Source organism: Flavobacterium suaedae, assembly GCF_014642915.1.
In the GTDB taxonomy this organism is placed as follows: domain Bacteria; phylum Bacteroidota; class Bacteroidia; order Flavobacteriales; family Flavobacteriaceae; genus Flavobacterium; species Flavobacterium suaedae.
Genome location: NZ_BMJE01000001.1, coordinates 218,926 through 244,812, shown reverse-complemented (window position 1 = coordinate 244,812; position 25,887 = coordinate 218,926). Strand labels below are relative to the sequence as shown.

General features: G+C 34.4%; 27 protein-coding genes. 13 read left to right on the top strand and 14 right to left on the bottom strand.

Annotated features, from left to right (window positions below; genetic code table 11):
* The first annotated feature begins 7 nt into the window (after window positions 1-7).
* From IEW45_RS01160 to IEW45_RS01130, 7 genes are all read left to right on the top strand, one after another.
* Entirely contained in the window at window positions 8-1,939 is a 1,932-nt protein-coding gene (locus tag IEW45_RS01160) for a M1 family metallopeptidase (protein WP_188619389.1), read from the top strand.
* 77 nt (window positions 1,940-2,016) lie between these two features.
* On the top strand, window positions 2,017-2,769 hold the full coding sequence (locus tag IEW45_RS01155) for a Rossmann-like and DUF2520 domain-containing protein (RefSeq protein WP_188619388.1): 753 nt from the start codon (window positions 2,017-2,019) through the stop codon (window positions 2,767-2,769).
* Entirely contained in the window at window positions 2,766-3,293 is a 528-nt protein-coding gene (locus IEW45_RS01150; RefSeq protein ID WP_188619387.1) for a KdsC family phosphatase, read from the top strand. Before IEW45_RS01155 ends, IEW45_RS01150 begins: the two co-directional genes overlap by 4 nt.
* A gap of 36 nt (window positions 3,294-3,329) precedes the next feature.
* Complete coding sequence (locus IEW45_RS01145) at window positions 3,330-4,211, top strand: UbiA prenyltransferase family protein (protein ID WP_188619386.1); 882 nt, start codon at window positions 3,330-3,332, stop codon at window positions 4,209-4,211.
* Window positions 4,204-4,791, top strand: coding sequence for a Maf-like protein (locus IEW45_RS01140; RefSeq protein ID WP_188619385.1), 588 nt, complete (start codon window positions 4,204-4,206; stop codon window positions 4,789-4,791). Before IEW45_RS01145 ends, IEW45_RS01140 begins: the two co-directional genes overlap by 8 nt.
* 42 nt (window positions 4,792-4,833) lie before the next feature.
* A complete protein-coding gene (locus tag IEW45_RS01135; protein ID WP_188619384.1) occupies window positions 4,834-7,335 on the top strand; it encodes a PIG-L family deacetylase in 2,502 nt (833 codons plus the stop codon).
* A 116-nt stretch (window positions 7,336-7,451) separates the two neighbouring features.
* Window positions 7,452-9,164 (top strand): sodium:solute symporter family protein, encoded by a 1,713-nt coding sequence (locus IEW45_RS01130; RefSeq protein WP_188619383.1) that lies wholly within the window; start codon window positions 7,452-7,454, stop codon window positions 9,162-9,164.
* A 73-nt stretch (window positions 9,165-9,237) separates the two neighbouring features.
* Here the strand turns inward: IEW45_RS01130 and IEW45_RS01125 are convergent, their stop codons facing one another.
* Entirely contained in the window at window positions 9,238-10,092 is an 855-nt protein-coding gene (locus tag IEW45_RS01125; protein WP_188619382.1) for a DUF2911 domain-containing protein, read from the bottom strand.
* Between the two features lie 152 nt (window positions 10,093-10,244).
* Here IEW45_RS01125 and IEW45_RS01120 point away from each other — a divergent pair, with 152 nt between their 5' ends.
* Both IEW45_RS01120 and IEW45_RS01115 read left to right on the top strand, forming a co-directional pair.
* Window positions 10,245-10,709 (top strand): SRPBCC family protein, encoded by a 465-nt coding sequence (locus IEW45_RS01120; RefSeq protein WP_188619381.1) that lies wholly within the window; start codon window positions 10,245-10,247, stop codon window positions 10,707-10,709.
* A 5-nt stretch (window positions 10,710-10,714) separates the two neighbouring features.
* Entirely contained in the window at window positions 10,715-12,001 is a 1,287-nt protein-coding gene (locus IEW45_RS01115) for a cryptochrome/photolyase family protein (RefSeq protein WP_188619380.1), read from the top strand.
* A gap of 2 nt (window positions 12,002-12,003) precedes the next feature.
* Here IEW45_RS01115 and IEW45_RS01110 read toward each other — a convergent pair whose 3' ends face one another.
* From IEW45_RS01110 to IEW45_RS01095, 4 genes are all read right to left on the bottom strand, one after another.
* Entirely contained in the window at window positions 12,004-12,915 is a 912-nt protein-coding gene (locus tag IEW45_RS01110; RefSeq protein ID WP_188619379.1) for a hypothetical protein, read from the bottom strand.
* A gap of 156 nt (window positions 12,916-13,071) precedes the next feature.
* Window positions 13,072-13,731 (bottom strand): HAD family hydrolase, encoded by a 660-nt coding sequence (locus IEW45_RS01105; RefSeq protein ID WP_262891426.1) that lies wholly within the window; start codon window positions 13,729-13,731, stop codon window positions 13,072-13,074.
* Window positions 13,732-13,739: 8 nt separating this feature from the next.
* Window positions 13,740-14,399, bottom strand: a complete 660-nt coding sequence (locus IEW45_RS01100; protein WP_188619377.1) for an HAD family hydrolase — start codon at window positions 14,397-14,399, stop codon at window positions 13,740-13,742.
* A gap of 82 nt (window positions 14,400-14,481) precedes the next feature.
* Complete coding sequence (locus IEW45_RS01095; protein WP_505692157.1) at window positions 14,482-14,784, bottom strand: four-helix bundle copper-binding protein; 303 nt, start codon at window positions 14,782-14,784, stop codon at window positions 14,482-14,484.
* 180 nt (window positions 14,785-14,964) lie between these two features.
* Between IEW45_RS01095 and IEW45_RS01090 the strand changes: the two genes are divergently transcribed.
* From IEW45_RS01090 to IEW45_RS01080, 3 genes are read left to right on the top strand one after another with little or no spacing between them, the layout of a single operon-like run.
* Window positions 14,965-15,507 (top strand): RNA polymerase sigma factor, encoded by a 543-nt coding sequence (locus IEW45_RS01090; RefSeq protein WP_188619375.1) that lies wholly within the window; start codon window positions 14,965-14,967, stop codon window positions 15,505-15,507.
* A 30-nt stretch (window positions 15,508-15,537) separates the two neighbouring features.
* Window positions 15,538-15,960: a hypothetical protein gene (locus tag IEW45_RS01085; RefSeq protein WP_188619374.1), complete on the top strand. Its 423-nt coding sequence runs from the start codon at window positions 15,538-15,540 to the stop codon at window positions 15,958-15,960.
* A gap of 4 nt (window positions 15,961-15,964) precedes the next feature.
* The gene (locus IEW45_RS01080) at window positions 15,965-16,408 is read left to right on the top strand and encodes a sensor of ECF-type sigma factor (protein WP_188619373.1); all 444 of its coding nucleotides are present in this window, start codon (window positions 15,965-15,967) and stop codon (window positions 16,406-16,408) included.
* Between the two features lie 51 nt (window positions 16,409-16,459).
* Here IEW45_RS01080 and IEW45_RS01075 read toward each other — a convergent pair whose 3' ends face one another.
* From IEW45_RS01075 to pyrR, 8 genes are all read right to left on the bottom strand, one after another.
* Window positions 16,460-17,350 (bottom strand): Ppx/GppA phosphatase family protein, encoded by an 891-nt coding sequence (locus tag IEW45_RS01075; protein WP_188619372.1) that lies wholly within the window; start codon window positions 17,348-17,350, stop codon window positions 16,460-16,462.
* An 89-nt stretch (window positions 17,351-17,439) separates the two neighbouring features.
* Window positions 17,440-19,566: a polyphosphate kinase 1 gene (gene ppk1 / locus IEW45_RS01070; RefSeq protein WP_188619371.1), complete on the bottom strand. Its 2,127-nt coding sequence runs from the start codon at window positions 19,564-19,566 to the stop codon at window positions 17,440-17,442.
* Window positions 19,532-20,053, bottom strand: coding sequence for a SixA phosphatase family protein (locus IEW45_RS01065; RefSeq protein ID WP_188619370.1), 522 nt, complete (start codon window positions 20,051-20,053; stop codon window positions 19,532-19,534). Before IEW45_RS01065 ends, ppk1 begins: the two co-directional genes overlap by 35 nt.
* Before the next feature lie 91 nt (window positions 20,054-20,144).
* Window positions 20,145-20,789, bottom strand: a complete 645-nt coding sequence (pdxH, locus tag IEW45_RS01060) for a pyridoxamine 5'-phosphate oxidase (RefSeq protein WP_188619369.1) — start codon at window positions 20,787-20,789, stop codon at window positions 20,145-20,147.
* A gap of 112 nt (window positions 20,790-20,901) precedes the next feature.
* Window positions 20,902-21,807 carry a ribonuclease Z gene (locus IEW45_RS01055; protein ID WP_188619368.1) on the bottom strand — a complete coding sequence of 302 codons (906 nt, stop codon included), beginning with the start codon at window positions 21,805-21,807 and terminating at the stop codon, window positions 20,902-20,904.
* Window positions 21,808-21,852: 45 nt separating this feature from the next.
* Window positions 21,853-22,188, bottom strand: a complete 336-nt coding sequence (locus IEW45_RS01050) for a ribonuclease Z (RefSeq protein ID WP_188619367.1) — start codon at window positions 22,186-22,188, stop codon at window positions 21,853-21,855.
* Window positions 22,189-22,283: 95 nt separating this feature from the next.
* Complete coding sequence (locus tag IEW45_RS01045; protein ID WP_188619366.1) at window positions 22,284-23,213, bottom strand: aspartate carbamoyltransferase catalytic subunit; 930 nt, start codon at window positions 23,211-23,213, stop codon at window positions 22,284-22,286.
* Between the two features lie 27 nt (window positions 23,214-23,240).
* Window positions 23,241-23,774, bottom strand: coding sequence for a bifunctional pyr operon transcriptional regulator/uracil phosphoribosyltransferase PyrR (gene pyrR / locus IEW45_RS01040; protein WP_188619365.1), 534 nt, complete (start codon window positions 23,772-23,774; stop codon window positions 23,241-23,243).
* 91 nt (window positions 23,775-23,865) lie between these two features.
* Between pyrR and IEW45_RS01035 the strand changes: the two genes are divergently transcribed.
* A complete protein-coding gene (locus IEW45_RS01035; RefSeq protein WP_188619774.1) occupies window positions 23,866-24,126 on the top strand; it encodes a hypothetical protein in 261 nt (86 codons plus the stop codon).
* A 62-nt stretch (window positions 24,127-24,188) separates the two neighbouring features.
* Here IEW45_RS01035 and IEW45_RS01030 read toward each other — a convergent pair whose 3' ends face one another.
* Entirely contained in the window at window positions 24,189-25,814 is a 1,626-nt protein-coding gene (locus IEW45_RS01030; RefSeq protein WP_188619364.1) for an ABC-F family ATP-binding cassette domain-containing protein, read from the bottom strand.
* Between the last annotated feature and the right edge of the window lie 73 nt (window positions 25,815-25,887).

The window sequence follows — 25,887 nt, the reverse complement described above, 5'->3', positions numbered from 1 at the left end:
TAACCACATGAGATTACAAAAACTGAAATTACTATCATTTTTTATTTTAATAAGTTCATGGAGTTTTGCTCAGGAAGTAGAACCAAATAACCAGTCAGCATTTGATGATGTAACCTACAGGCGCGGTAATGTATACCGTACTGCATCAGGAGTGCCGGGACCGGAATACTGGCAAAACAGTGCAAGCTATGCTATAGAAGCAGAACTGGATGATAAACAAAACACCCTGAAAGGTAAACTTACTCTTACCTATCAAAATAATAGCCCGCAGGATTTAGATTTTATCTGGATGTATGTTGAGCAGAATCGTTTTACTGAAGATTCTCGTGGTACACTTACATCTCCTGCTAACTATAACCGTTATGACGGCGATACGGATGGTGGTATGACTATTACCAACCTGTCTGCTAAAACTACAGGCGATGCATCTTCTAAGCATTTAATATCCGATACCCGTATGCAGGTTTTCTTTACTGAACCTCTAAAGGCCAAAGGCGGAAAAGCAACTGTAAGTATGGATTTTGAGTTTAAAATACCTGTAGAAGGTATGGACAGAATGGGACAGCTTGAAACTAAAAACGGTATTATTTATTCTATGGCACAATGGTATCCTCGTGTTGCAGTTTTTGATGATGTTGTAGGCTGGAATACAGAACCTTACCTTGGCGCAGGTGAATTTTATCTTGAATATGGGGATTTTGATTATAAAATTACTGTTCCGTACAATCATATAGTAGTTGGTTCAGGAGAATTAGTGAATGCTAAAGAGGTACTTTCTAAAAAAGTATTAAAACGCTATGAAAAAGCAGCCAAAAGCAATAAAACAGTTTACCTTATAAAACCTGATGAAGTTGGTAATACAGAAATTACCCGACCTACACAAAGCGGTAAACTAACCTGGCATTTCAAGATGAAAAACAGTCGTGATGTGGCTTTTGCTTCCTCAAAAGCATTTGTGTGGGATGCTGCACGGATAAACTTACCAAATAACGAAACAGCAATAGCACAATCAGCATACCCTGTAGAGGTATCATCTGACGTGGCTTGGGGTCGTTCTACAGAATATACTAAAGCCTCTATAGAACATTACTCCGAAAAATGGTTTCCTTACCCTTATACAAGTGCTGTAAATGTAGCATCAAATGTAGGTGGTATGGAGTACCCGGGGTTATCATTCTGTGGTTCTAAAAGTTTTGGTGCTGACCTTTGGGATGTAACCGACCATGAATTCGGGCATAACTGGTTCCCTATGATAGTAGGTTCTAACGAACGTCGTTACGCTTGGATGGACGAAGGTTTTAATACATTTATCAACTATTACAGTACTTTAGCGTTTAATGATGGTGAATATGAATCGGATGTGGCAAAAAGCTTAAACCGTGTGCAATGGTTTAAATGGAGAAACCGCGAAGGTATTGACACCTATCCTGATGTAGCAAAAAGCATGAACCTTGCCTTTACAGCATACTACAAACCTGCAACAGGGCTTATATTACTACGAGAATACATTTTAGATCATGAACGTTTTGATAATGCTTTCAGGGCGTATATTAAGGCATGGGCGTACAAACACCCGCAACCTACAGACTTTTATAACTGCATGGAAAATGTAGCAGGAGAAAACCTAAACTGGTTTTGGAGAGGCTGGTTTACAGGAACAGGTAATATTGACTTAGGTATTAAAAAAGTTGCTCCAAAAGAAGGTTATACTGTAGTTACTTTCGAAAACAAAGGCGCTGTACCAATGCCTGTGGTATTTAAAGTAGGCTTTGAAGATGGTACGTCTATGACTAAAAAACTACCTGTAGAAATATGGCAACGTCAGGACACATGGAATTATAATATAGATTCGCCTAAAAAGGTGAAGTATATAGATATAGACCCGGAACGTTATATGCCGGATGTTGATATGACTGATAATTCCTGGATAGCGGAATAATTTTGTAAGATATAGTTTCAAAAATACAAACCCGGGTGTTGTTTTATAACCCGGGTTTATTTTATAATTTAGCAACCATGTTAAAGGTAACTGTAATTGGCTCGGGCAATGTAGCACAGCATTTAATACGTGTTTTCAACAATTCACCTGGAATTGAAATGGTACAGGCGTATGCCCGCACACCACAGTCATTACTGCACTTACTTCCTGAAAATAAAATAACCGATAGTTTTCATAATCTTGAAGAAGCTGATATATATATTATATCCGTTACTGATGATGCTATTAGTGAAGTAGCATCTGCCCTGCCCTTCTCCCGCAGATTGGTTGTACACACGTCAGGCAGTGTATCGCAAAACAGTTTAGACAGTAAAAACAAACGTGGTGTTTTCTACCCATTACAAACATTCTCTAAAAACAAAGAGGTCGACTTTAAAAAAGTGCCTTTATGTTTGGAAAGTGAGCACCCTGAAGATTATATAGTATTGGAAAAACTGGCAAATGCCATATCGGATAATGTGTATTCAGTTGATTCAACACAACGGCAGTCGCTACATGTTGCAGCAGTGTTTGTGAGCAACTTTGTAAACCACATGTATAAACTAGGTAATGATATTTGCCAAACACATAATTTACCTTTCGACATTTTAAAACCACTTATTACTGAGACAGCAGCAAAAGTGCAGTTACTAAACCCTGCCGAAGCGCAAACAGGTCCTGCTAGACGTAATGACCAAACTACAATACAAAAACACATTGATTTCCTTGAAGATGAAAACATGAAGGAAATCTACCATATATTATCTAAATCTATACAAAATACCAAATGAGTAAGAGTTATAAGGAAATAATGAATGATATAACTACGTTTATTTTTGACGTAGACGGAGTATTAACCGATGGCAGTATACACGTAAGCACTACAGGTGAAATGTTGCGCAATATGAGTATAAGAGATGGTTATGCGCTAAAAACTGCAATAGAAAGTGGCTACAATGTTTGTGCTATTTCAGGAGGAAAAAACGAAGGAGTAAGAATACGCCTTAGAAATTTAGGAATTACCGATATCTATCTTGGCGTTCAGGATAAGGTAGAAACATTTGAAGAATATATAGACATATATAATATTAAACCTGAGCAGGTATTGTTTATGGGTGATGATTTACCGGATTATTGGATAATGAAAAAAGTAGGACTACCTACCTGCCCACAGGATGCAGCACCTGAAATTAAAGAAATAAGCGAATATGTATCGCACAAAACGGGAGGTAAAGGCTGTGCACGTGATGTGATAGAACAGGTTATGAAAGTTCAGGGGAAATGGATGGAACATTTTAATGCTCAGTACGATTAATAAACAATAAAAGTAATTTTTATACACAAAAACTAAATGAAAATAATAAATTTTATAGGTGTTAAGTATTTGGTTATTATACTAACAGGTATGCTAGTTTTCCGATATGGGTTTCTTGAACCAAGTCTGCGCATATTAGCACTTAATGATTGGCAATACCTACTTATGGTACTGGCTACTTTACTAGTTGCAGCAGGAGGTTTGTTTGTAAGCAACAGTAAAACTGAAGCTCACTTTACACAAGATAAAATATATAATGTTTACGGTACTTTATCGGTTACCGGTTTAGTTATAGGTTTATATCTATCGCACATACTGGGCAATTACTCATTATCAATAATATACTTTATTGCCGCAAGTATGATGTATGTATACTCTGGTACCCTCAAACAAATGCTGTTAATAAGTAATATAGTAGTAGCTATTGTAGCTGCTTTACCTTTAATGGTTATTGCAATATACAACCTGTACCCTATAATAGTACCAAGTACACAAGCCAATATGGCTACAATGTTTAGTTTACTATTAGATTACAGTTTGTTTATACTACTATTAGTATTCATACTTACTTTAGTATACGATTTAAAAAATGTAGATACTGATTATAATGATTACAGAAGTACCTTACCTATAGTACTGGGAAAAGGCAGAGCAAGTAAAGTTGTTTTCTTTTTAATGCTTATTCCTGTAGGACTGGTATTCTTTTACATTAACACCTACTTAATGGATTTAACCTGGGCTACAGGTTATTTATTACTAACCATAGTAGGTCCTACCATTTACTTTTTAATAAAATTATGGGGAGCAAAAACTGCTAAAGAGTACAGTCATTTAGCAAAAGTTATAGAATTGATTTTGTTCTTCACTGCTATATCTGTAGCAGTAATAAACTATAATATAAATTTTAATAATGCTTAAAGAAAAATTACAAGGATATAAGGTTATTTTAGCCTCCGGCTCTCCGCGCCGAAGGCAATTTATGAATGACCTTAATATCGATTTTGAAATACGCCTTAATGAAGTAGAAGAAATTTATCCTGAAAACCTGCAAGGGTGTGAAATAACTGATTTTTTAGCAGAACTGAAAAGTAATGCATTAGCAGATACCCTTGAGGATAAAGAGATACTGATTACCAGTGATACTATTGTATGGCACAATCACGAAGCACTGGGAAAGCCAAAGGATTATGATGATGCTTATACTATGCTTAGCTCACTATCAGGGAAAACACATGAGGTTATTAGCTCGGTTTGTTTAAAAAGCAGTACGAAATCAGTTACTTTTAACGAGACTACAAGGGTAACGTTCCATGATATTACCGAAGAGGAAATAAAACACTATTTAGACAACTATAAACCTTTCGACAAAGCAGGTGCATACGGCATACAGGAATGGATTGGCTTAATAGCTATAGCTAAGCTGGAAGGTTCTTATAATAATGTAGTAGGTATGCCTGTAAATAAAGTATACCACGAACTTATAAAGTTTGTGTCTTAAAAACACGCTTCTATTCTATACATATTAAACCAATACAAAACAATGCACAAAAATATTATTGCTTTATTTCTACTGTTAGTTACAGCAGTTTCTCAGGCACAACCCAATTTACCGGAGAAACCAAACTCAGCAGAAATATATCATAAAATAGAAAAACTTAACTTTTTAGGTTCAGCACTATACATAGCGGCTCACCCTGATGATGAAAATACAAGGTTAATTTCTTTCTTATCAAACCATGTAAAAGCCCGTACAGGCTATTTATCCCTAACACGTGGTGACGGTGGGCAAAACCTTATTGGTTTAGAGCTTAGAGAATTATTAGGTGTTATAAGAACACAGGAACTTATAGAAGCACGTAAAATTGATGGGGGTGAACAATTTTTTAGCCGTGCTAATGATTTCGGATATTCAAAAGTACCGAATGAAACCCTGCAAATATGGGATAAAAAAGAAGTTTTGGAAGATATGGTTTGGGTTATTCGTAATTTTCAACCTGATGTAATTATCACCCGCTTTGACCATCGTTCTCCCGGAACAACACATGGTCATCACACTTCTTCTGCTATGTTAACTCAGGAAGCATTTTACTTAGCTAATGATGATAAATATGCTACTGAACAGTTACAATATACAACTACATGGCAACCTGAAAGAGTACTTTTTAATACCTCATGGTGGTTTTTCGGAGGCAGAGAAAACTTCGAAAAAGCTGATAAGTCTAAATATATTAATCTTTCTACAGGTTTTTACTATCCGTTATTAGGGCAATCAAATCAGGAAATAGCAGCACTTAGCCGTAGTAAACATAAATCGCAAGGTTTTGGTACAAGCGGTGCTCGTGGCGAGGATATGGAGTACTTAGAGCTTACAAAAGGTAGTGATATTAACGATAAACAAAACCTTTTTGAAGGTATTGATACTTCTTGGAACAGAGTTAAAGGTGGAAAACCTATAGGCGAAGCAGTTAGCAAAATAATAAAAGAGTATGATTTTGCTAATCCTGCTAAATCACTGCCTGCTTTAGTTAAAGTATACCAACAAATTAATAAACTGGAAGATACCCACTGGAAAGAATTAAAACTGAAAGAACTAAAAGCTATTATTGCTGATTGTAGCGGTTTATATCTTGAAGCCTATGCCGAAACACAATCGGTAACACCGGGCGATAATGTTACTTTACACTGGGAAGCTATTAACCGAAGTAACGCTGCTATTAACTTAAATTCTATTACTGTTTTACCATTAAATAAAGTTATTCAGCAGGAATTACCTTTAGAGTATAATATTGACAAAGATGATATTGCTACTGTACAAATACCTGAAAATGCTGAATATACTTCTCCATACTGGCTGGAAGAAAAAGCAGGTACCGGTATGTATGTGGTAAACGATTTACAAAAAATAGGTGTACCTGATATAATACGCAATTTTAAAGTAGCGTTTAGTGTAAATATAGAAGGTGTTACTATTCCCTTTGAAAGAACTATTGTACATAAATTCAGTGATCCTGTAAAGGGAGAAGTATATCAGCCATTTGATATAACACCTGCTGTAAGCACAGAAATAATGAACGATGTACAACTGTTTAAAGACGAAAGTACACAAGTTGTACTTGTAAAAGTAAAAGCAGGAAAAGACAATTGCAATGGTATAGTAAAACTTGATTTACCAAAGGAATGGAGTGTATCGCCTGCTACTATACCATTTGATATAGCAAACAAAGATGAAGAAATAGTAGTAAATTTTGAAGTTACTCCGCCAAGTAAACCTTCAGAAGTTACTGCAAAAAGTGTTGCTGTTATCGGGAATAATGTATACGATAAAAAACAGGTAATTATAGATTACCCACATATTGCTAAACAACAAGTCTTACTATCTGCAATAGCTAAATTCACCAAAGTAGATTTAGAGATTAAGAACAGTAAAATAGCTTATATAATGGGCGCAGGCGATAATATCCCTAAGAGCCTTGAACAAATGGGTTATGAAGTTGCCCTGCTAACGCCTGAATCATTATCAGCGGAGACTCTTGAAGGGTTTGATGTTGTAATTACAGGAATACGAGCCTATAATGTTTTGGAAAACTTAGCCCAAAAACAAGATGTGTTATTCGATTTTGTTGAAAAAGGCGGTAATATGGTGGTACAATATAATACTACAGGGCATTTATCAATACGAGATTTAGCTCCTTATGAATTAAGAATTTCGCGAGACAGAGTTACTGAGGAAGATGCTAAAGTTACCTTCCTTAATAAAAAACATCCTGTTTTAAACACACCAAACAAAATAACAGAAAACGATTTTAAAGGCTGGGTACAAGAGCAAGGTTTATACTATCCTGACAAATGGAGTGAGGAGTTTGAACCAATATTATCATCGCACGATACGGGAGAAACACCTAAAAAAGGTGCCCTACTTATAGCCCGCTACGGTAAAGGTTATTATATTTATACCGGACTTAGTTTTTTTAGGGAGCTGCCTCAGGGCGTTTCAGGGGCATACAGGCTCATGGCAAATATTATAGACTTAGGTAAAAAATAATAGCATTATGAAAAAAAATCCTTCACGCTGGAAAAAAAGCTATTCATTAGTACTATTACTAAACTTAGTTTATATAATAGTTTTTTATCTACTAATGGAAATATACACATAAGCCTATGCACTTAATTGACTGGATAATTCTGGGAGTAACCCTTACTTTTATAGTGCTGTATGGTGCCATAAAAACAAAAGGTAGTAAAAATGTAGAAGAATTTATTTTAGGAGGTAACACTACACCTTGGTGGACAGTAGGGTTATCGGTAATGGCTACACAAGCCAGTGCTATTACATTTCTTTCTACACCCGGGCAAGCCTATCATGACGGGATGGGCTTCGTGCAGTTTTACTTTGGTTTACCACTGGCAATGGTAGTTATATGCCTTACGTTTATACCTATTTACCATAAACTAAAAGTATTTACCGCATACGAATTCTTAGAACAACGTTTTGATATAAAAACAAGAACGTTCGCCTCTCTCCTTTTTCTTATACAGCGTGGTTTAGGTACAGGGCTTACTATATACGCCCCTGCCATTATAATGTCATCATTACTAGGGTGGAACCTTAATCTGATGAATTTTCTTATTGGTTTATTAGTTATAATTTACACTGTTTCAGGAGGAACACGGGCTGTAAATGTTACCCACAAGCAGCAAATGTTTGTAATAATGAGTGGTATGTTTATTACCTTCTTTATTATACTAAGTTACTTACCTGATGAGCTTAGTTTTGATAATGTACTGCACATTGCCGGAGCTAATGATAAAATGGATATTCTTGATTTTTCTTTTGATACTGATAAACGGTATACGGTATGGAGTGGTATTGCCGGTGGTTTTTTCCTGGCACTCTCCTACTTTGGTACAGACCAATCTCAGGTACAGCGTTATCTTTCGGGGAAATCAGTTAGAGAAAGTCAAATGGGGCTTATAATGAATGGTATACTTAAAGTGCCTATGCAGTTTTTTATATTGCTTATAGGTGTTATGGTTTTCTTGTTCTTTCAGTTTCACGAAGCACCTTTACACTTTAACCCTAATAATGTTGAAGCTATAAATAGTTCTGAGTACAAAGGAGAATATCAAAATCTTGAAAAAGAACTTAAAGGTGTAGTAAATGAAAAGAAAGAAATAAGCATGCTGTATGCTGACCAGTTACACCAAGATTATGACAACAAAGAGCTGCATAACCGACTGGTAGCTTTAAACAGTAAAGAAAAAGACTTAAGAGATCAGGCTAAAACACTTATTAGTGAAGTAAATGAAAATGCAGAAACCAATGATAAAGATTATGTATTTCTGTATTTCATTCTAAACTTTTTACCTAAAGGACTTGTTGGGCTATTATTAGCAGTAATATTCTCCGCAGCCATGTCATCTTCTGCGTCTGGTTTAAATGCTTTAGCATCTACCACTGCTATAGATTTATATAAAAGAAATGTAAAAGGGGAGAAATCAGATAAGCATTTTGTTAGTGCTACCCGAGTTTTTACTATTTTTTGGGGTGTGGTTGCTATACTTTTTGCTTGTATAGGTACATTGTTTGAAAATCTTATACAGTTGGTAAACATAATTGGTTCTATATTCTATGGTACAGTACTGGGTATTTTCTTGGTAGCATTTTACATTAAGTTTATAAAAGCACAAGCTATATTCATCGGAGCTTTAATAAGTCAACTTTCAATATTTGTAATATATTATTATGATGTTGTCAGCTTTTTATGGCTAAACGTTATAGGGGCTGTATTAACTATAGTAATAGCAGCTATAATACAAATGTTTATGAATAATAACACCTCTCCTACTGAAGAAGTAATTGAAACAACATAAGAGACATAATAATTACTCAAATAAAAAGGCAGCCGTTTGGCTGCCTTTTTATTTGAGTAATTTTAATTGCAGATTATTTTCTGCTCCATTCCTGTATAGAATCTTTATTCATTTTTACATAATCAGCATTATTAGCTTTTTCAGCAGCTTCCAGTGAAAGTTTTGCTGTAGCTATATCGCCTTTTTTATCTCCCATTTTAGCTTGAATAAGTGCTTTTTGTCTTAAGAAATAAAAAGGAACATCCTTTCCTTTAGGTGTTTTTTCAATAGCAGTGTCCATCCACTTAAGTGCTGTAGCTAAATCAAGGTTAGACTGGTAGTAATATTGTGCCGCATCAAAATAATCTCTTGCAGAAGGACCATCCATTACTGCTTCAATACTCTTCATAGCTAAATCGCTTGTAGGCACCTCTATCTTAACAGCAATCATTGTTTTTTCCCAAGCAATTTCAAGATGAGCATAATCATTATTTAAGTCATTAATTCCTATGGTAAGCGTCTCAATATTTCGGTTTAAAAACTCAGGTTTAACACTGGTACGCAAAGCAACCTTCTTATCATCCCATTTTTCAGGTAGTCCCCAGTTATTAGTATCAGTATAAAAAATAACATCCCAACTATCTGCTTTTGGCTGAGTGTATAATGCATATTTCCCTGCTTCAAGCGACTTGCCTCCGATAACTACATCATCAGAAAATGTTATCATTGTATTTTCATTCGCTCCTGTTCTCCATACACGACCAAAAGGAACTAACTCTCCGTATACAGCTCTGCCGCGTGCGCTTGGGCGATGGTACTCAATTTTAACATCTGTTAACCCTACAGTTTGCTGTACAACTGCTTTAGGGCTTGCCTGTGGTGTTTGTACCTGTGCGAAACCAATTGCAGATACCGTTAGCATTACTAACGCAATAAGTGATTTTTTCATAAATTTTGCTTTGTTATAAGTGTAATAAATGTATGGCGCTAAATTAAAAATTAAACCCCTTACGATTGTTAAATGTATCAAAAAATATTACACTTTAACCTACAAAATTTCTGCCATTTTTTTAATTTCACACAATAACTTTTTATTTTTAAATGAAACTGTACACTATTCATAAAAAGCAAAATCTCCCAATTTCCTTAGAAGAAGCTTGGAATTTTATATCAAACCCTAAAAATCTGGCTGTAATAACTCCTGATTCTATGGGGTTTAAAACACTTTCGGGTGATGACAGGAAAATGTTTGCAGGTCAGGTTATCCATTATCATATAACACCTTTAATGGGGTTAAAAATGCAATGGGTTACAGAGATTACTCATGTTAAAGATTTAGAATTCTTTGTTGATGAACAACGCTTTGGTCCTTATAAATTCTGGCATCATAAACATTTTGTTAAAGAAATACCGGGAGGTATAGAAATGGAAGATATTGTACACTATAAACTACCTATGGGAATATTAGGCGATTTATTTCATCCGTTATTGGTAAAACCAAAATTAGAAGAGATATTTGAATACAGACAACAAAAGCTGGAGTCTTTATTCGGTAAAATGGAATAACTACTATGAATATATTTTGGTTTAGGCGTGATTTAAGAATAGAAGATAATACAGGACTATACAATGCTCTTACTTCGGAAGAAGAAGTACTGCCTATATTTATTTTCGACAAAAATATACTGGAAGATTTACCTAAAAACGACCATAGGATAACATTTATACATAGTCTTTTAAATGATATAAATACAGAACTTAAAAAGCATAAGCGTTCCTTAGCTGTTTTTTACGATGAACCGGAAAAGGTTTTTAAAAAACTAATCAAGGAACACGATGTAAAAGCGGTTTTTATAAACCATGACTATGAACCTTACGCCAAAAAGAGAGATACTAAAATAAAAGAGTTACTTGAAGATGAAGGTATTTATTTCCACACCTATAAAGACCAGGTTATTTTTGAAAAAGATGAAGTAGTTAAAGATGATGGCAAGCCCTATGTAGTATATACTCCCTACATGAAAAAGTGGAGAGAAAAACTTACAGACAGCGACATTAGGCAACATAATCCTGAAAATAAACTTATTGAACTGGCAACACACTCCTACCCTTTCTTAAGTTTGGATGATATTGGTTTTAAAGAGGCGGAACTTAAGCCTATAGATTATAAAGTTACTCCGACACTTATTGATGATTATGAAGATACCCGTAATTTCCCTGCCAAGGAAAACGGAACTTCTCACCTTAGCCCGTATTTGCGTTTTGGTGCTGTAAGCGTGCGTGAAATGGTAAAAAAAGCCTTGGAAAGCAAAAACGATACTTTTTTAACTGAGTTGATATGGCGGGAGTTCTTTATGCAGATATTATGGCATTTTCCCGATACGGTTACTAAAAGTTTCCGTGAAAAGTATGATAATATTAAGTGGCGTAACAATAAAAAAGAGTTTGAAGCGTGGTGTAATGGTAAAACAGGCTACCCAATGGTAGATGCCGGTATGCGCGAGCTTAACCAAACAGGGTATATGCATAACCGTGTACGTATGGTAGTTGCCAGCTTTTTATGCAAACATTTATTAATAGACTGGCGCTGGGGCGAAGCCTATTTCGCTGAAAAGTTGTTTGACTACGAACAATCCAGTAATGTCGGGAATTGGCAGTGGGCTGCAGGTAGCGGTGTAGATGCTGCGCCTTATTTCAGGATTTTTAACCCTACAGAACAGGTTAAAAAGTTTGATAAAGACTTACAATACATAAAAAAATGGGTTCCTGAATTTGAAGAACCTGATTACTCCCCTATAGTAGACCATAAAGAAGCCCGCGAACGGGCATTAAAAGTATACAAAGAGGCTGTTTCTTAACGTTAATATTGTTGTTGCAACTCTATAATTTTTTTAATTTCTCTTGCTCCTTTTATATTAGGATAGCGTATTAAAACGTTATCAATATCTTTTATAACTTCTTTAAAAACATATTCTGAATAAGGTTGTTTTTTAATTAGGGTTATTGCATTTACATACGTATCCATTGCTATTGATTCTTTTCCAAGCATCAATTGAGCAAGTCCTTTATTTGCTGTTACCCAACCTAATTCATACTCAGCATTAGCCTTATCACTATACTCAATACACTTTAGGTAATCTCCATTTTCAAATTGAGTCCAACCAATCCCCCCATATAGCTCTGCTCTTTCTTGTTCAGGAGTTTTATGTATTTCTGCTGTAATTGCAACTACTTCAATAGAAACATTAACTCCATCAAAAGAACTAGGATTTTTCAACCCCAAATACCATGTGTTAGTAGTAACATCATTAATTTGAACAACAGCTTGCTTAGTATTTTCAACTGTTCCTTCTCTTATATATCTGTAAATACCACCATTATTGTCTACTTTCTTATAAAATAAGTCTATATTTTCAATATCACACAAATAAACGTCTAATGAACTAGAGCCTTCTGGCACTTTAACTTTTGATGCTATTTTTGATGTTATTCCGCTATAATCAAAAAGTAAACTTGAAAGTTGTAGAGCTAGATTTAGATTTTTAATGCCACTTTTACCCGTAGAGGTTGAAAAGCTATAATACCATTCTACAGTATTAGGCGGTAAATCTATTTTTATATAAGTTCTAGATTTTCCACCAAATTCAGAACGCATTCCTCCATTTAAATATATACTTCTAGGCTCTATTATTTGATATGATTTTTTAATTACCTCTTGGGAAAATACTGCATTAGCCAATAACAATAGAACTAAGATCAAAAACTTATTCATACTAAACCATCTTTGTTAAATCGTAAATCTCATTATTAAAAATTTAATCTGAGAGATTGATTTTTTAATAAAGTACAATTATATTAAAAGAGCTTATAAAAATAAATCCCCATTAATGGGGATTTATTTTTATATAATATGAAATGCTCTTATAATTTAAACAGCCTTCTTTTCTGTAATATGTTTTATTTTTTCAGCATTTAAATTATTGAAATCATCAATAACCATATCAGCCAGTGATGTTTCCTGCATCATGGAGTTACCGTTCTCGTAACCAATACAAAATATTCCTGCTGCCTTTGCTGCTTTTATACCGTTAGTACTGTCTTCAAAAATAATACACTCCTCTTTCAGGAAGCCTGAACGTTTGTTCGCTTCGTTAAAAATAGCAGGGTTAGGCTTAGAGAATTCGAAATCTTCCCCGCTTATTTTATCTTCAAAGTATGGGTTTAGTCCAAACCTGTCAAAAACCTGATTGATTTTAGCATGTGTAGCTGATGATGCTAATAGTAATTTAATACCGTGTTTATGTAAATCCATTATAAGGTCTTTTACACCCGGCATTAACTCTAAGTCTTTTGTTTGATTAAAAGCCTCAAAGTAATATTTATAGCTTTCCTCCAGTAAATCTTCAACAGACGCTTCAAGGTTATATAACTCTTTAAGTTTCTGAATTATATTTTTATCTGAATTCCCTGTAAAAGTTGCATAAACATCATCAGGTACAGTTATTCCCAGTTTTTTGTAAAACTCTTGGTTAGCTATATAGCCAATAGGTTCAGTGTTAACCACTACCCCATCCATGTCAAAAATCACACAGTTTATCACAGTGTTATCTGTTTTATTTTATCTGAGTTTAACTCATCAAAATGGTTAATAATAACATCGGCCTCTTCCAAATGCTGCCCCTGTGAGTGTATGCTTGTATACCCTACACAATATATTCCTGCACCTTTTGCTGCCTTTACGCCATTAGTACTATCTTCTATAATAATACATTCATTTTTAGCATGACCTGAAAGTTCGGCAGCTTTTATAAAAATAGCAGGGTCCGGTTTAGACTTCGGGAAGTCTTCCCCACTAACAATATGCGTAAAATACTGGTGTAATTTAAAACGGTTAAATACTCTGTTTATAGTAACCTTTGAGGCAGAGGATGCCAGTATTAACTGTATCCCGTTATCATAAAGGTCTACAATAAGTTTACGTACCCCTTCCAAAAGGTCAAGGTCTTCTTTTTCATCAAAAGCATCGTTGAAAAAGTTTCTCTTTCGCTGTACTAAAGCTTCAACTTCTTCAGTTAAACCGAAAGTTTCTTTAAGTTTTTGGTAAACGTTTTTGGTAGAGTTACCCGTAAGGGTAGCATACATTTCATCAGTAACATCAATCCCCAAATGGTCAAAATGTTTATGGTATGCAAAATAATGAACGGGCTCAGTATCTACAATGACCCCGTCCATATCAAATATTACTGTTTTAATCATAGTTGTGTGTATAGGGCGCAAAAATACAATTTAGCCCTATACACCAAAAGGAATATAGCATTAAGTTGCCGTTAATGTTACATTAGTATGCCATGCAAGCTTCTGCGCATCGTCTGCATGCCTCTGCACATTCACGGCAATGGTCGTGCTCATCACTGAATTTTTCACATTCATCAGCACAAGCATTACATATATCAGCGCATAATTTCATAATTTGTTCACTAAACTCAGAACCTCTCTGTTCAAACTTAATACATTCCAGGCATATTTCGGAGCAGTCATTACATAATGATATACAACGTAAGTGATCATCATTTGCCATTTTAGTGCATTCTGCAGCGCAGTTGTGGCATGCTCTAAAACATTCTAAACAAGTTTCAATCATAGTTTGATTTTCCATAATAAGTCTTTTTTTAGTTTGTATACTATAAAATTACTATTAGAAAAAAGCTTTTACCTATAAGGGGCTGTTAAACATTTCTTTATACTCTCATAAAATGTTAGCTATTTAATTAAACCTTTTGCATTAACTTTAGTCATACTAAATATAATAGGTTAACTGAAATTGGATAACGAGAAAGAATTTATAGCAAAATTACTGGCTCCTGAAACCCGAGAGAAGGCTTTTAGGCAACTGGTAACGCTATATAGCCGACCGTTATACAGCCATATAAGAAATATAGTTCTTAATCATGATGACACTGATGATGTTTTACAAAACACTTTTATAAAGGTGTTTAAAAACCTAGATAGATTTAAAGGTGAAAGCAAACTGTTTTCATGGATGTACCGAATTGCAACCAATGAAGCTATTACCTTTATTAACCAAAAGGCTAGAAAGCAGGGTATAACTAACGAGGAAGTAGTTCAAAAAGCAGTACAAAACCTAACAGCAGATGAACATTTTGAAGGAGATGAAATACAGCTTAAACTACAACAAGCTATTAGTATATTGCCCGAAAAGCAGCAGTTAGTTTTTAAAATGAAGTATTTTGAAGATTTGAAGTATGAAGAAATATCTGATGTATTGGGAACATCTGTAGGGGCATTAAAGGCATCTTATCACCATGCGGTTAAAAAAGTTGAGGAATATATTACTAAAACTTAAACCATTTACATATAATTGAGTTTTACTGTTATGAAAAATTTTAAACTGGATAACGAAAAAAAGGTAACTTCAGGGTTTAAGGCTCCCGAAGGATACTTTGACAACTTTACCGATAAGGTAATGAAACAATTACCGGAGAAAGAAACCAAAGTAGTACCTTTATACAAGAGCGTACAAAAATGGTATGGAGGGGTCGCAGCAATATTGGTTATTTTATTTGGTGTGGGATTATTTTTTAAATTAAACACATCAGGAGATGAAATTGTACAACCCGATGCTTCTACCATTGAAAATTATTTGGTTTACCAGTCTGATATTACTAATGAAGATTTATATCAAAGCCTTAATGAAAGTGATATAGAAATACTGGAAGAAAATATACAAATAAGTAATGAAGCTATAGAGAATTATATAGCTTATGAAAACGAATATGAATATTACATAAATGATTAAAGCTATGAAAATAAAATATTTATTACCTTTTATATTACTTTTTACTTTAACATCTTACAGCCAGGGGCATAAGGAAAAAAGAGAACGTATTAAAGCACTTAAAGTATCGTTTATTACTACTGAGTTAAACCTTAGTAGTGAAGAATCTGCTAAGTTTTGGCCTATATATAATGAATTTGAAGAAAAAGAATTTGCTTTAAGACACGATAAAATGAGAGGCTTAGTGAAAAAGCTGGATGCAAGTGATATCGATAAAATGTCGGACAAGGAGGCATTAAACTACCTGAAAGAATTTGAGGAAGCAGAAACTAAGCTAATACAACTACGTAAAAAATTGGTGGAAGATTTAAAACCGATAATTGGTCCTGTAAAAATTTTAAAGCTCAAAAAAGCAGAAGATGAATTTAACAGGAGGCTTTGGGCAAGATATAAAAAAGGTAAAGAGTAAATAGAAAAAAACAACAGATAAAGAAAAAGCGGTTTAAAAACCGCTTTTTCTTTATATTTTACCGTAATACATGGCTTTAACTATACCATCGGCAAGACCTATTTTGGGAACAAAAATATTACGTGCGCCACTCCATTTCATAGTATTAAGGTATATTCTTGTAGCATGTATAATAACATCTGCTCTATCCGGGTTAAGTCCCAGTTCCGAAATACGCTCTTCATACGTCAATTTATTTAAAAATTGGTATTGTGAATTAACATACATATAGGAAAGCGGCAGATCCTGCTTTTTTCCCGATAGTTTAAACAACTTATTAATATTTCCTCCTGAACCTATTAAAATTACCCTGTCATAAGGTGCAGTAGCCTTTTTAACCCACTTTTCTATATCATTCCATACAGAATCATCTACCATATTGTTAAGCAGCCTTACCGTACCATTTTTAAATGATTTTGAAGCGACTATTTTCCCATTGTCAAATAAAGAAAACTCAGTACTTCCACCACCTACATCAACAAACAGATAAGTATTTTCAGGTTTTATAAAACGGTGTAAATCAGTAGCTGCTATAATCGCTGCTTCCTTTTTACCATCTATAATATCTATTTTAACTCCTGTTTCTTTTTCTATAAGCTCTACAATCTTTTTTCCGTTTTTTGCTTCCCGCATAGCAGAAGTAGCACAAGCAGTATAACGCTCTACTTTATGAACACCCATAAGCAGCTTATAAGCCTTCATAGCCTCTACCATGCGTTGCTTACTGTCTTCGGATATTTTACCTTCGGTAAAGGCATCCTGACCTAAACGGATAGGTACTCGTACTAATGAACTTTTATTAAATTGTGTTTCTTTTCCTTCCTGCTCTACAATATTGGCAATAAGTAGCCTCATGGCATTAGAGCCAATATCTATAGCAGCATATTTTTTTATAGTAATCATTATATATTATTCCGGTTGAAGGTACGCTATTATCCATAGCAAAGCACCTCATACTACAACTTTCTCTTTAAAGTTTTTCTTTGAAGCCATTATAGCTGCTCGTATATAACTTCCAGCTTATTAAGGTAGTAATTATACATTTCCTGCTGCGCTCTGAATACCTTATGAGTATTAATTTTTCTATAAGTATTACTCAGGTCTTCTGAGTGTAAACGGGCTTTTACATTACCTTTCCAGCCTATATCAAAAGTATCTATAAGTTCCTGCTTAATTTCTTCGTCATAAATAGGGCATGTAACCTCTACTCTTGAATCTAAGTTTCTTGTCATAAAATCAGCGGAAGAAATATAAACATCAGGATTTCCGGCATTAGCAAAAATATACACTCTGGAGTGTTCTAAATAGCGGTCTACAATACTAATGGCCTCTATATTTTCGCTCATGTCTTCAACTCCCGGTATAAGGCAACACATACCGCGTACTATAAGCTGAATTTTTACCCCTTCTCTACTGGCTTCGTACAGCTTATCAATCATCTTAGTATCGGTAAGGCTGTTCATTTTCAGCTTCATATAGGCTTCCTTACCGGCAATAGCATTTAATATTTCCCTGTCAATAAGTTTATAAAGCTTTGTTCGGGTGTACTGCGGAGAAACCAAAAGGTGCTTATATCGGCTTATACGATAGTTTACTTCAAAGAAGTCAAATACCTTATTAATCTCTTTTAAAATAGGCTGATGGCTTGTAAATAATGTTACATCGGTATATATCTTGGAGGTAGACTCATTAAAGTTACCTGTAGATATAATCCCGTAACGTTTTAGCTTTTTATCTTCTACACGCTCTGCAATACATATTTTACTATGCACTTTTAAGCCTTTTACACCAAAAATAAGATTGATGCCTTCAGTTTGCATTAACTCTGCATAATATATGTTGCTGGCTTCATCAAAACGAGCACGTAACTCTATTTGTACCGTAACTTTTTTACCGTTTTTAGCTGCGTTTATAAGCGAGCTTATTATCTGCGAATTTTTAGCGAGCCTGTATAGTGTTATTTTTATTGATATAACTTTCGGATCCAACGCTACCTCTCGTAAAAACTTAATTATATAAGCAAACGACTGGTAAGGAGCGTATAACAGGTAATCTTTCTTTTTTATCTTCTTTATAATACTGCCTTCAAGACTTAAACCATCAACAGGCAGAGGTATATTTTCTTTATACTGCAAGTCTTTCCTTCCCAATGTAGGGAAGTTCATATAATCTCTTCTGTTGTGGTAACGTCCACCGGGTATTATACTGTCCGAAGCGTCTATACCCATACGGTTAAGGAAAAACTGTAAAGTATCCTCATCTATAGACTGGTCATAAACAAAACGTACCGGCTCTCCTACCCTTCTTTCCAGAACTCCTTTTGATATTTTTTCCATAAGACTTTTACTTAGGTCACTATCAATTTCAAGCTCGGCATCTCGGGTAATTTTAATCATGTGTGCCGTTACTTCCTGATATTTAAACATATTGAATATGCTATGCAGGTTATAACGAATAACATCATCAAGCATCATTACGTACTGCTTACCATTATCAGGAGGTAACACTACAAAGCGATTAATATTTTTAGGCATTTCAACTATTGCATACCTAACTTTATCATCTGTAAAGCTATCCTCTTCATCCTCGTCTTCAATTTCATCTGTTTTAGGCTTCATTACTAATTTAACAGCAAGGTAGCCAGATGTATCTTTTAATAACGGGAATTCATCTAAATCGTTAAGTATAATAGTAACCAACTGTGGGCTTACCTCTTGTATAAAAAAGTCTTTTATAAAAAGTCCCTGCTCTTTAGTTACTTCTGTTTCATTAATTATATGTATACTTTCCTTTTCAAGCTCTTGCTCTATTACACTAAGTATGCGTAAACTTTCTGACTGCTGCTCTATAACTACTTCTGTAATTTCTTTAAGCAGTTTTTCGGCAGTAATACCTCCCAGTATTTTTTCACCTGTTTTACCTTCAAGGCTTAATCGGCGAATAGCAGCATACCTAACCCGGAAAAATTCATCTAAATTATTGGAAAAAATCCCTACAAAACGAAGTCTGTCAATAAGTGGTACATGTTCATCTGAAGCTTCCTGTAATACTCTGGCATTAAAAGCAAGCCAGCTTTTTTCTCTGTCAATATATCGGTTTACCGGTGAGTGGTGAATCATATTTTTTAAAATCTCTTGGGAACAATAGCTTTTCTGTTTTTCCTTGTTGTATATCCTGCCAGCTATCAACATTAAAAGACAAATATACAAATCCTGATGTAGGAACATTCTCTACATCCTGACTTCCGAAGGTATTTACAAAAGTAGTAATAGCATCATTATGCCCAAAAACAATTAAGTTATCAAATTGGTCGTCACAGGTTTTTATTTCTGCTTCCAGTTTTTTAGCATCAAAAGTGTAAAGACTGTCTTTAAACACTATACTTTCCTGTGGTATAGATAATGTTTCTGCAAATATATAAGCTGTGTTTTTAGCTCTTTGAGCAGTACTGCTCCATACTATATACGAATCCGGTAAAAACTCCTCTACATTGGCTGAAACCAAATGTGCATCATTTATCCCTCGTCTGGACAGTGGTCTGTCTTTATCGATCAACGGAGCATCCCAACTGGATTTTGCGTGGCGTATAAGAATCAAATTTTTCATTGTGTACGCATTTAATTAAAGAATCTGTTCTTAAATATCTTAAAAAATTTAACACAACGAACATTTTTAGCTGTTAATTTGCTATTAAAGTTTAAGGAGCCAGCCTGTCCTTGTTCCAGGAGTAATCTTCAGCCATAGTATAGCGTATTCTGTCATGTAGTCGGTTAGCTCTGCCTTGCCAAAACTCAACTGACACAGGTTTAACAATATAGCCTCCCCAATTATCCGGTCTCGGTATTTCTTTACCTTGATATTCTTTATCAAATTCTACTAATTTTTTATCTAAATAATCACGTGATGGTATTACCTGACTTTGCGGAGAAACAACAGCACCTAGTTTGCTTCCAACAGGTCTGCTGTCAAAATATCCGTCTGAAAGATTTTCAGCTATCTTTTCAGCTTTACCTTTTATAATAACTTGTCTTTCCATTTCGTGCCAAAAAAACGATAAGCATACATTTGGATTTTTCGCTATTGCTTTACCCTTTTCAGAATTATAATTAGTATAAAAAACAAAGCCTTCAAAAGTAAATTGTTTTAAAAGTACTACTCTTGATTTTGGAAAACCATCTAATCCTATAGTAGAAACAGTCATAGCGTTTACTTCTGCCCCACCACCAAATTCTTCAACCTCTATAAACCAGTTTCTAAAAAGCGAAATAGGATCTTCAGGAAGGTTTTCTTCTATAAGTTTACTTTTTTCGTATGATTTTCTATAATTGCTTAAATCTTTCATAGCAGGAAAATAATGAAGTTATTTATAAAAAAATACTACTGAAAAAAATCACTTTTCCAGTAGTACAAAGGTAAGATTACTTTTATTATTAAATAAGTTGCAAAACTGATAATTACAGATCAAAAAATTTACCGTCATCAGCAATATCAACATTTTCAAATACAGTTTGTGCCTCTTTTTTAAAGAGTTCCATTGATTTATATCGTGTAGAAAAATGACCTAAAATCAATTTTTTAGCATTTGCTTTTTTCGCTATTAAAGCCGCCTGCTTTGCAGTAGTATGCATTGTTCTTTCACATAAGTGTTCTTCACTATCCAAAAAAGTACTTTCGTGATATAAAACATCAACATCTTTAATAATGGGTATAACAGGCTCATGGTAAACGGTATCCGAACAAAATGCATAGCTTTTTGGCGGAGCAGGATCAAAAGTTAACTCTTTGTTTGGTATTAATTTGCCATCATCCAGCTTCATATCATGACCTGCTTTAATTTTATTATAATAACAGGTTTCTATACCGTATTCTTCTACTGCTGCTACATTTAGCTTTCGCGGGTCTTCCTTTTCTTCAAAAAGATAACCATTAGCATATATACGGTGTTTTAAAGGTATTGTACTAACTTTTACTTTATCATCTTCAAAAACTACCTGTGATTCATCCGATTCCAGTTCATCGAAATACAGGTTATACCCTGTCCATGCTTTAGAAAGTTTTAACTGTAAAAGTATCATTTCCTTTATGCCTTTCGGTCCATGTACATGTAAATCTGTCTGGCGATTAAGTAACGAAAAAGTAGATATGAGTCCTATAAGTCCAAAAACATGGTCACCATGCAGATGTGAAATAAATATGTGATTTATCTTAGAGAAACGAAGCTTATGTTTTCGTAATTGTACCTGTGTACCTTCTCCGCAATCAATTAAAAACATTCTGTTTTTAATTTCCAATACCTGAGCAGTAGGATTTGTTAAAGTCCTTGGTGTAGCTGCATAACAGCCTAATATTGTTAAATTCATTATTTCTCGTTAATTGGTGGAGAAAGGTATATTTATATTTAGGACCTAAAAACCTAAATCACGCTCAATTTCCTCCATTTGTATAATATCGTGTGCCTCAAGTACTGTAGGCACTATTACCATTTCTTCCGGAGCGTCATTATAGTCAAAATCACTAATAACCAATACAAATGATTTTTTTGCTTTACGGTGTTTATTAGATAATGGTAAAAAAGATAATATTTGATTTAAACTCAACTTCTCGTCATGAGAAAGGTCAAGTACTATATTATAATCTTTAAACTTATTGTTGTATTCTTTATTAATCTTTTCCTGAAAAGCAGTAATATCTCCCTGAGTATTTTTAATAGTTACAGTATTTCCTTTTTCTACTACTTTCATTTTTATTTTGTTTAATTTCAGCTAAGTTACTAATGTAAATAGTTTTAAATTATAAGCTTAACCAAATTTTAATATCATTTAGTTAATAATACTACTTACTGCTTTATTTTAGAAGCTAATAAATATATAACAGCCATACGTACTGCCACTCCGTTCTCTACCTGATCTAATATTACGGATTGCTGAGAATCTGCAACGTCACTGGTTATTTCTACCCCCCTGTTTATAGGTCCCGGGTGCATTATAACTATTTCTTTATTTAAAGAGTCCAGCAGTTCTTTATCCACTCCATATTGTTGTGTATACTCTCTTGTTGAAGGGAAGTAATTTACATCAAGCCTTTCATTTTGTACTCTTAACATATTAGCAACATCGCACCACTCTAAAGCTTTTCGTAAATTAGGCTCAACCTTAACTCCTAACGATTCAATATACTTTGGTATTAATGTTTTAGGACCACAAACTTTAACCTCTGCTCCCTGTAATTGTAAAGCATAAATATTAGACAGCGCAACACGCGAATGTAATATATCGCCCACTATAACTACTTTTTTACCTTCTGTACTACCTAATCGCTCACGAATGGTATAAGAATCCAGTAAGCCTTGTGTTGGGTGTTCATGTGCACCATCTCCGGCATTTACTATACTTGCTTTTACATTTTGCGATAAAAAGTGTGCCGCTCCCGGGCTTGAATGGCGCATTACCACCATATCTACCTTCATTGACAGTATGTTATTTACAGTATCAATTAAGGTTTCTCCTTTTTTTACTGATGATTGCCCTGCTGAAAAACCAATAACATCAGCAGACAGTCTTTTCTGTGCCAGCTCAAAAGAGAGTTTGGTACGGGTACTGTTTTCAAAAAATATATTAGCAATAGTAAAATCCCTAAGAGAAGGAACTTTTTTTATAGGGCGGTTAATTACTTCTTTAAACTGGTCGGCAGTTTCAAAAATAAGATCTATATCATTTTTGGTTATATACTTTATGCCTAACAGGTGATTAACGCTTAATTCTTTCATTATATGGTTGTGTTGCTGTATGCTTTTTTAAATTAAATAAACGCTGTCTTCTCCTTCGTTTTCCTTCCAGGTTACTTTTACCTTTTCGTCGCTTATGGCATCTACCTGCCTGCCTCTGTAATCAGGCTGAATTGGCAAATGGCGACTGAAACGACGGTCTATTAGTGTTAATAACTCGATAGACGACGGTCTGCCGAAAGATTGTATTGCGGTAAGTGCTGCTCTTATGCTTCTGCCTGTATAAAGTACATCATCAATAAAAACAACATTTTTACCTTCAACTAAAAAGTCTATTTGGGTTTTATTGGCTTCCAAAGGTTTTCCTGATCTCCTGAAATCATCACGGAAAAAAGTTATGTCTAAAAAACCAAGTAATACATTGTCTACGTTATAATCCTGCTCCAGAATTTGTTTAATACGTTCTGCTAAAAAGCGACCTCTGGGCTGTAATCCTATTAATATAGTTTCTTTAAAATCAAGATGATTTTCTATTAACTGACATGCTAAACGATGTAATATGATGTTGACTTCTTTAGCAGTAAGTAATACTTTTTGAGTCATAAATGCATTATTGGTTTAGTCTGTAAAATTACAGAAAAATACTGTGCTTATAAAAATGAGGTTTAAATTTATTGTGGATAATAAGTCTTACATGGATAATATTATCACAATTAGTTTATTTTTAACTAAATACACCATAACATATCCTAACTTTATTATAGCAAACCTTAAACAATTAATTATTATGCAAAACAGAATAATAAAACTTGGTTTACTCTCTATGTTATTGCCTTTATTTGCAGGGTGTGAACTAGCCGGTGATATTTTTGAAGCCGGTATAAGCGTTGGTATATTTATAGTAATAGCCATAATAGCATTAGTGCTATGGCTTGTATATAAAGTTAGAAAGTAATAAACAGAGAGTATTTAACCTATAAAAAAATCCCGCAATAAATATTGCGGGATTTTATATTATTACTTAGCGTATAGCTTAGCTCTTTGTTCTTTTATTTTTTCATCATCAAAATAATCATCAAATGTCATGTATTTATCTATAATACCATTTGGTGTTATTTCCAGTACACGATTGGCCACTGTATGTGCAAATTCATGGTCATGCGTTGTAAACAGTACCGAACCTTTAAAGTTCTTTAATGAGTTATTAAAGGCTGTAATACTTTCCAAGTCAAGGTGGTTAGTAGGTTCATCAAGCATTAATACATTAGCGCGAATCATCATCATTCGTGAAAGCATACAACGTACTTTTTCACCTCCTGATAATACCCTTCCTGTTTTTAAAGCCTCTTCTCCACTGAAAAGCATTTTACCAAGGAAACCGCGTACATAAACCTCGTCACGTTCTTCCTCAGTTGTAGCCCACTGGCGAAGCCAGTCTACAAGTGTTAGGTCATTATCAAAAAACTCACTGTTATCAGCAGGTAGGTACGATTGAGAAGTAGTAATACCCCATTCAAACTTTCCGCTTTCCGGCTCCATATTTCCGTTTATAATCTCATAAAAGGCTGTAGTAGCTCGGGAGTCTTTAGAAACTACCACTACTTTATCGCCTTTCGCCATATTAAAGTTTACATCTTTAAAAAGCGTTTCCCCTTCTACAGATGCGCTAAGCCCTGTTATGTTTAATATCTGGTCGCCCGCTTCACGGTCTCTTTCAAATATAATAGCAGGATAACGACGGCTTGACGGCTTAATATCATCAACTTTTAGCTTCTCAATCATTTTTTTACGACTGGTAGCTTGTTTAGATTTTGCCACGTTAGCACTAAATCGCATAATGAACTCCTGTAATTCCTTTTTCTTGTCCTCAGCCTTTTTATTTTGCTGTGCTCTTTGTTTAGCAGCAAGCTGACTTGATTCGTACCAGAAAGTATAGTTACCCGAGTATTGGTTTATTTTACCAAAGTCAATATCTGATATATGTGTACATACAGCATCAAGAAAGTGACGGTCGTGCGATACTACTATTACTGTATTATCATAATTTGCAAGGAAATTTTCTAACCATGAAATTGTTTCAAAGTCAAGGTCGTTAGTAGGCTCATCCATTATCAGTACATCAGGATTACCAAACAGCGCTTGTGCTAAAAGCACACGTACCTTTAGTTTGCTATCCATATCTTCCATTTGGGTATAATGGTGTTCCTCACCTATGCCAAGGCTGGATAATAAAGTAGCAGCATCAGTATCAGCATTCCAGCCATTCATTTCTTCAAATACTACCTGTAACTCTCCTACTCTTTCAGCATCCTTATCAGAAAAATCAGGATTCATATACAATTCATCCATTTCTTTCTTTACCTCATACAGCCTTTTGTTACCCATCATTACTGTTTCCAGTACCGTATATTCGTCAAACATATTGTGGTTCTGGTTTAGTACCGACATACGTTTGCCAGGCTCAAGATTTACATGACCTGATGTTGGGTCTATATCTCCTGCTAATATTTTAAGAAATGTTGATTTCCCTGCACCGTTGGCACCTATAATTCCATAGCAATTCCCTTGTGTAAATGAAGTATTTACTTCATCAAACAAAACGCGTTTGCCAAACTGTACAGATAAATTTGAAACTGAAAGCATGTTTATATTTTTTTTGCAAAAGTATAAAAAAAGGAGAACTATAATAGTAGTATAAGGTTTAATAAAAATAAAA

Coding starts and splice junctions, on each gene's coding strand:
- IEW45_RS01160 (WP_188619389.1), top strand. CDS start 8: ATGAGATTACAAAAACTGAAATTACTATCATTTTTTATTTTAATAAGT.
- IEW45_RS01155 (WP_188619388.1), top strand. CDS start 2,017: ATGTTAAAGGTAACTGTAATTGGCTCGGGCAATGTAGCACAGCATTTA.
- IEW45_RS01150 (WP_188619387.1), top strand. CDS start 2,766: ATGAGTAAGAGTTATAAGGAAATAATGAATGATATAACTACGTTTATT.
- IEW45_RS01145 (WP_188619386.1), top strand. CDS start 3,330: ATGAAAATAATAAATTTTATAGGTGTTAAGTATTTGGTTATTATACTA.
- IEW45_RS01140 (WP_188619385.1), top strand. CDS start 4,204: ATGCTTAAAGAAAAATTACAAGGATATAAGGTTATTTTAGCCTCCGGC.
- IEW45_RS01135 (WP_188619384.1), top strand. CDS start 4,834: ATGCACAAAAATATTATTGCTTTATTTCTACTGTTAGTTACAGCAGTT.
- IEW45_RS01130 (WP_188619383.1), top strand. CDS start 7,452: ATGCACTTAATTGACTGGATAATTCTGGGAGTAACCCTTACTTTTATA.
- IEW45_RS01125 (WP_188619382.1), bottom strand. CDS start 10,092: ATGAAAAAATCACTTATTGCGTTAGTAATGCTAACGGTATCTGCAATT.
- IEW45_RS01120 (WP_188619381.1), top strand. CDS start 10,245: ATGAAACTGTACACTATTCATAAAAAGCAAAATCTCCCAATTTCCTTA.
- IEW45_RS01115 (WP_188619380.1), top strand. CDS start 10,715: ATGAATATATTTTGGTTTAGGCGTGATTTAAGAATAGAAGATAATACA.
- IEW45_RS01110 (WP_188619379.1), bottom strand. CDS start 12,915: ATGAATAAGTTTTTGATCTTAGTTCTATTGTTATTGGCTAATGCAGTA.
- IEW45_RS01100 (WP_188619377.1), bottom strand. CDS start 14,399: ATGATTAAAACAGTAATATTTGATATGGACGGGGTCATTGTAGATACT.
- IEW45_RS01095 (WP_505692157.1), bottom strand. CDS start 14,784: ATGATTGAAACTTGTTTAGAATGTTTTAGAGCATGCCACAACTGCGCT.
- IEW45_RS01085 (WP_188619374.1), top strand. CDS start 15,538: ATGAAAAATTTTAAACTGGATAACGAAAAAAAGGTAACTTCAGGGTTT.
- IEW45_RS01080 (WP_188619373.1), top strand. CDS start 15,965: ATGAAAATAAAATATTTATTACCTTTTATATTACTTTTTACTTTAACA.
- IEW45_RS01075 (WP_188619372.1), bottom strand. CDS start 17,350: ATGATTACTATAAAAAAATATGCTGCTATAGATATTGGCTCTAATGCC.
- ppk1 (WP_188619371.1), bottom strand. CDS start 19,566: ATGATTCACCACTCACCGGTAAACCGATATATTGACAGAGAAAAAAGC.
- IEW45_RS01065 (WP_188619370.1), bottom strand. CDS start 20,053: ATGAAAAATTTGATTCTTATACGCCACGCAAAATCCAGTTGGGATGCT.
- pdxH (WP_188619369.1), bottom strand. CDS start 20,789: ATGAAAGATTTAAGCAATTATAGAAAATCATACGAAAAAAGTAAACTT.
- IEW45_RS01055 (WP_188619368.1), bottom strand. CDS start 21,807: ATGAATTTAACAATATTAGGCTGTTATGCAGCTACACCAAGGACTTTA.
- IEW45_RS01050 (WP_188619367.1), bottom strand. CDS start 22,188: ATGAAAGTAGTAGAAAAAGGAAATACTGTAACTATTAAAAATACTCAG.
- IEW45_RS01045 (WP_188619366.1), bottom strand. CDS start 23,213: ATGAAAGAATTAAGCGTTAATCACCTGTTAGGCATAAAGTATATAACC.
- pyrR (WP_188619365.1), bottom strand. CDS start 23,774: ATGACTCAAAAAGTATTACTTACTGCTAAAGAAGTCAACATCATATTA.
- IEW45_RS01035 (WP_188619774.1), top strand. CDS start 23,866: ATGGATAATATTATCACAATTAGTTTATTTTTAACTAAATACACCATA.
- IEW45_RS01030 (WP_188619364.1), bottom strand. CDS start 25,814: ATGCTTTCAGTTTCAAATTTATCTGTACAGTTTGGCAAACGCGTTTTG.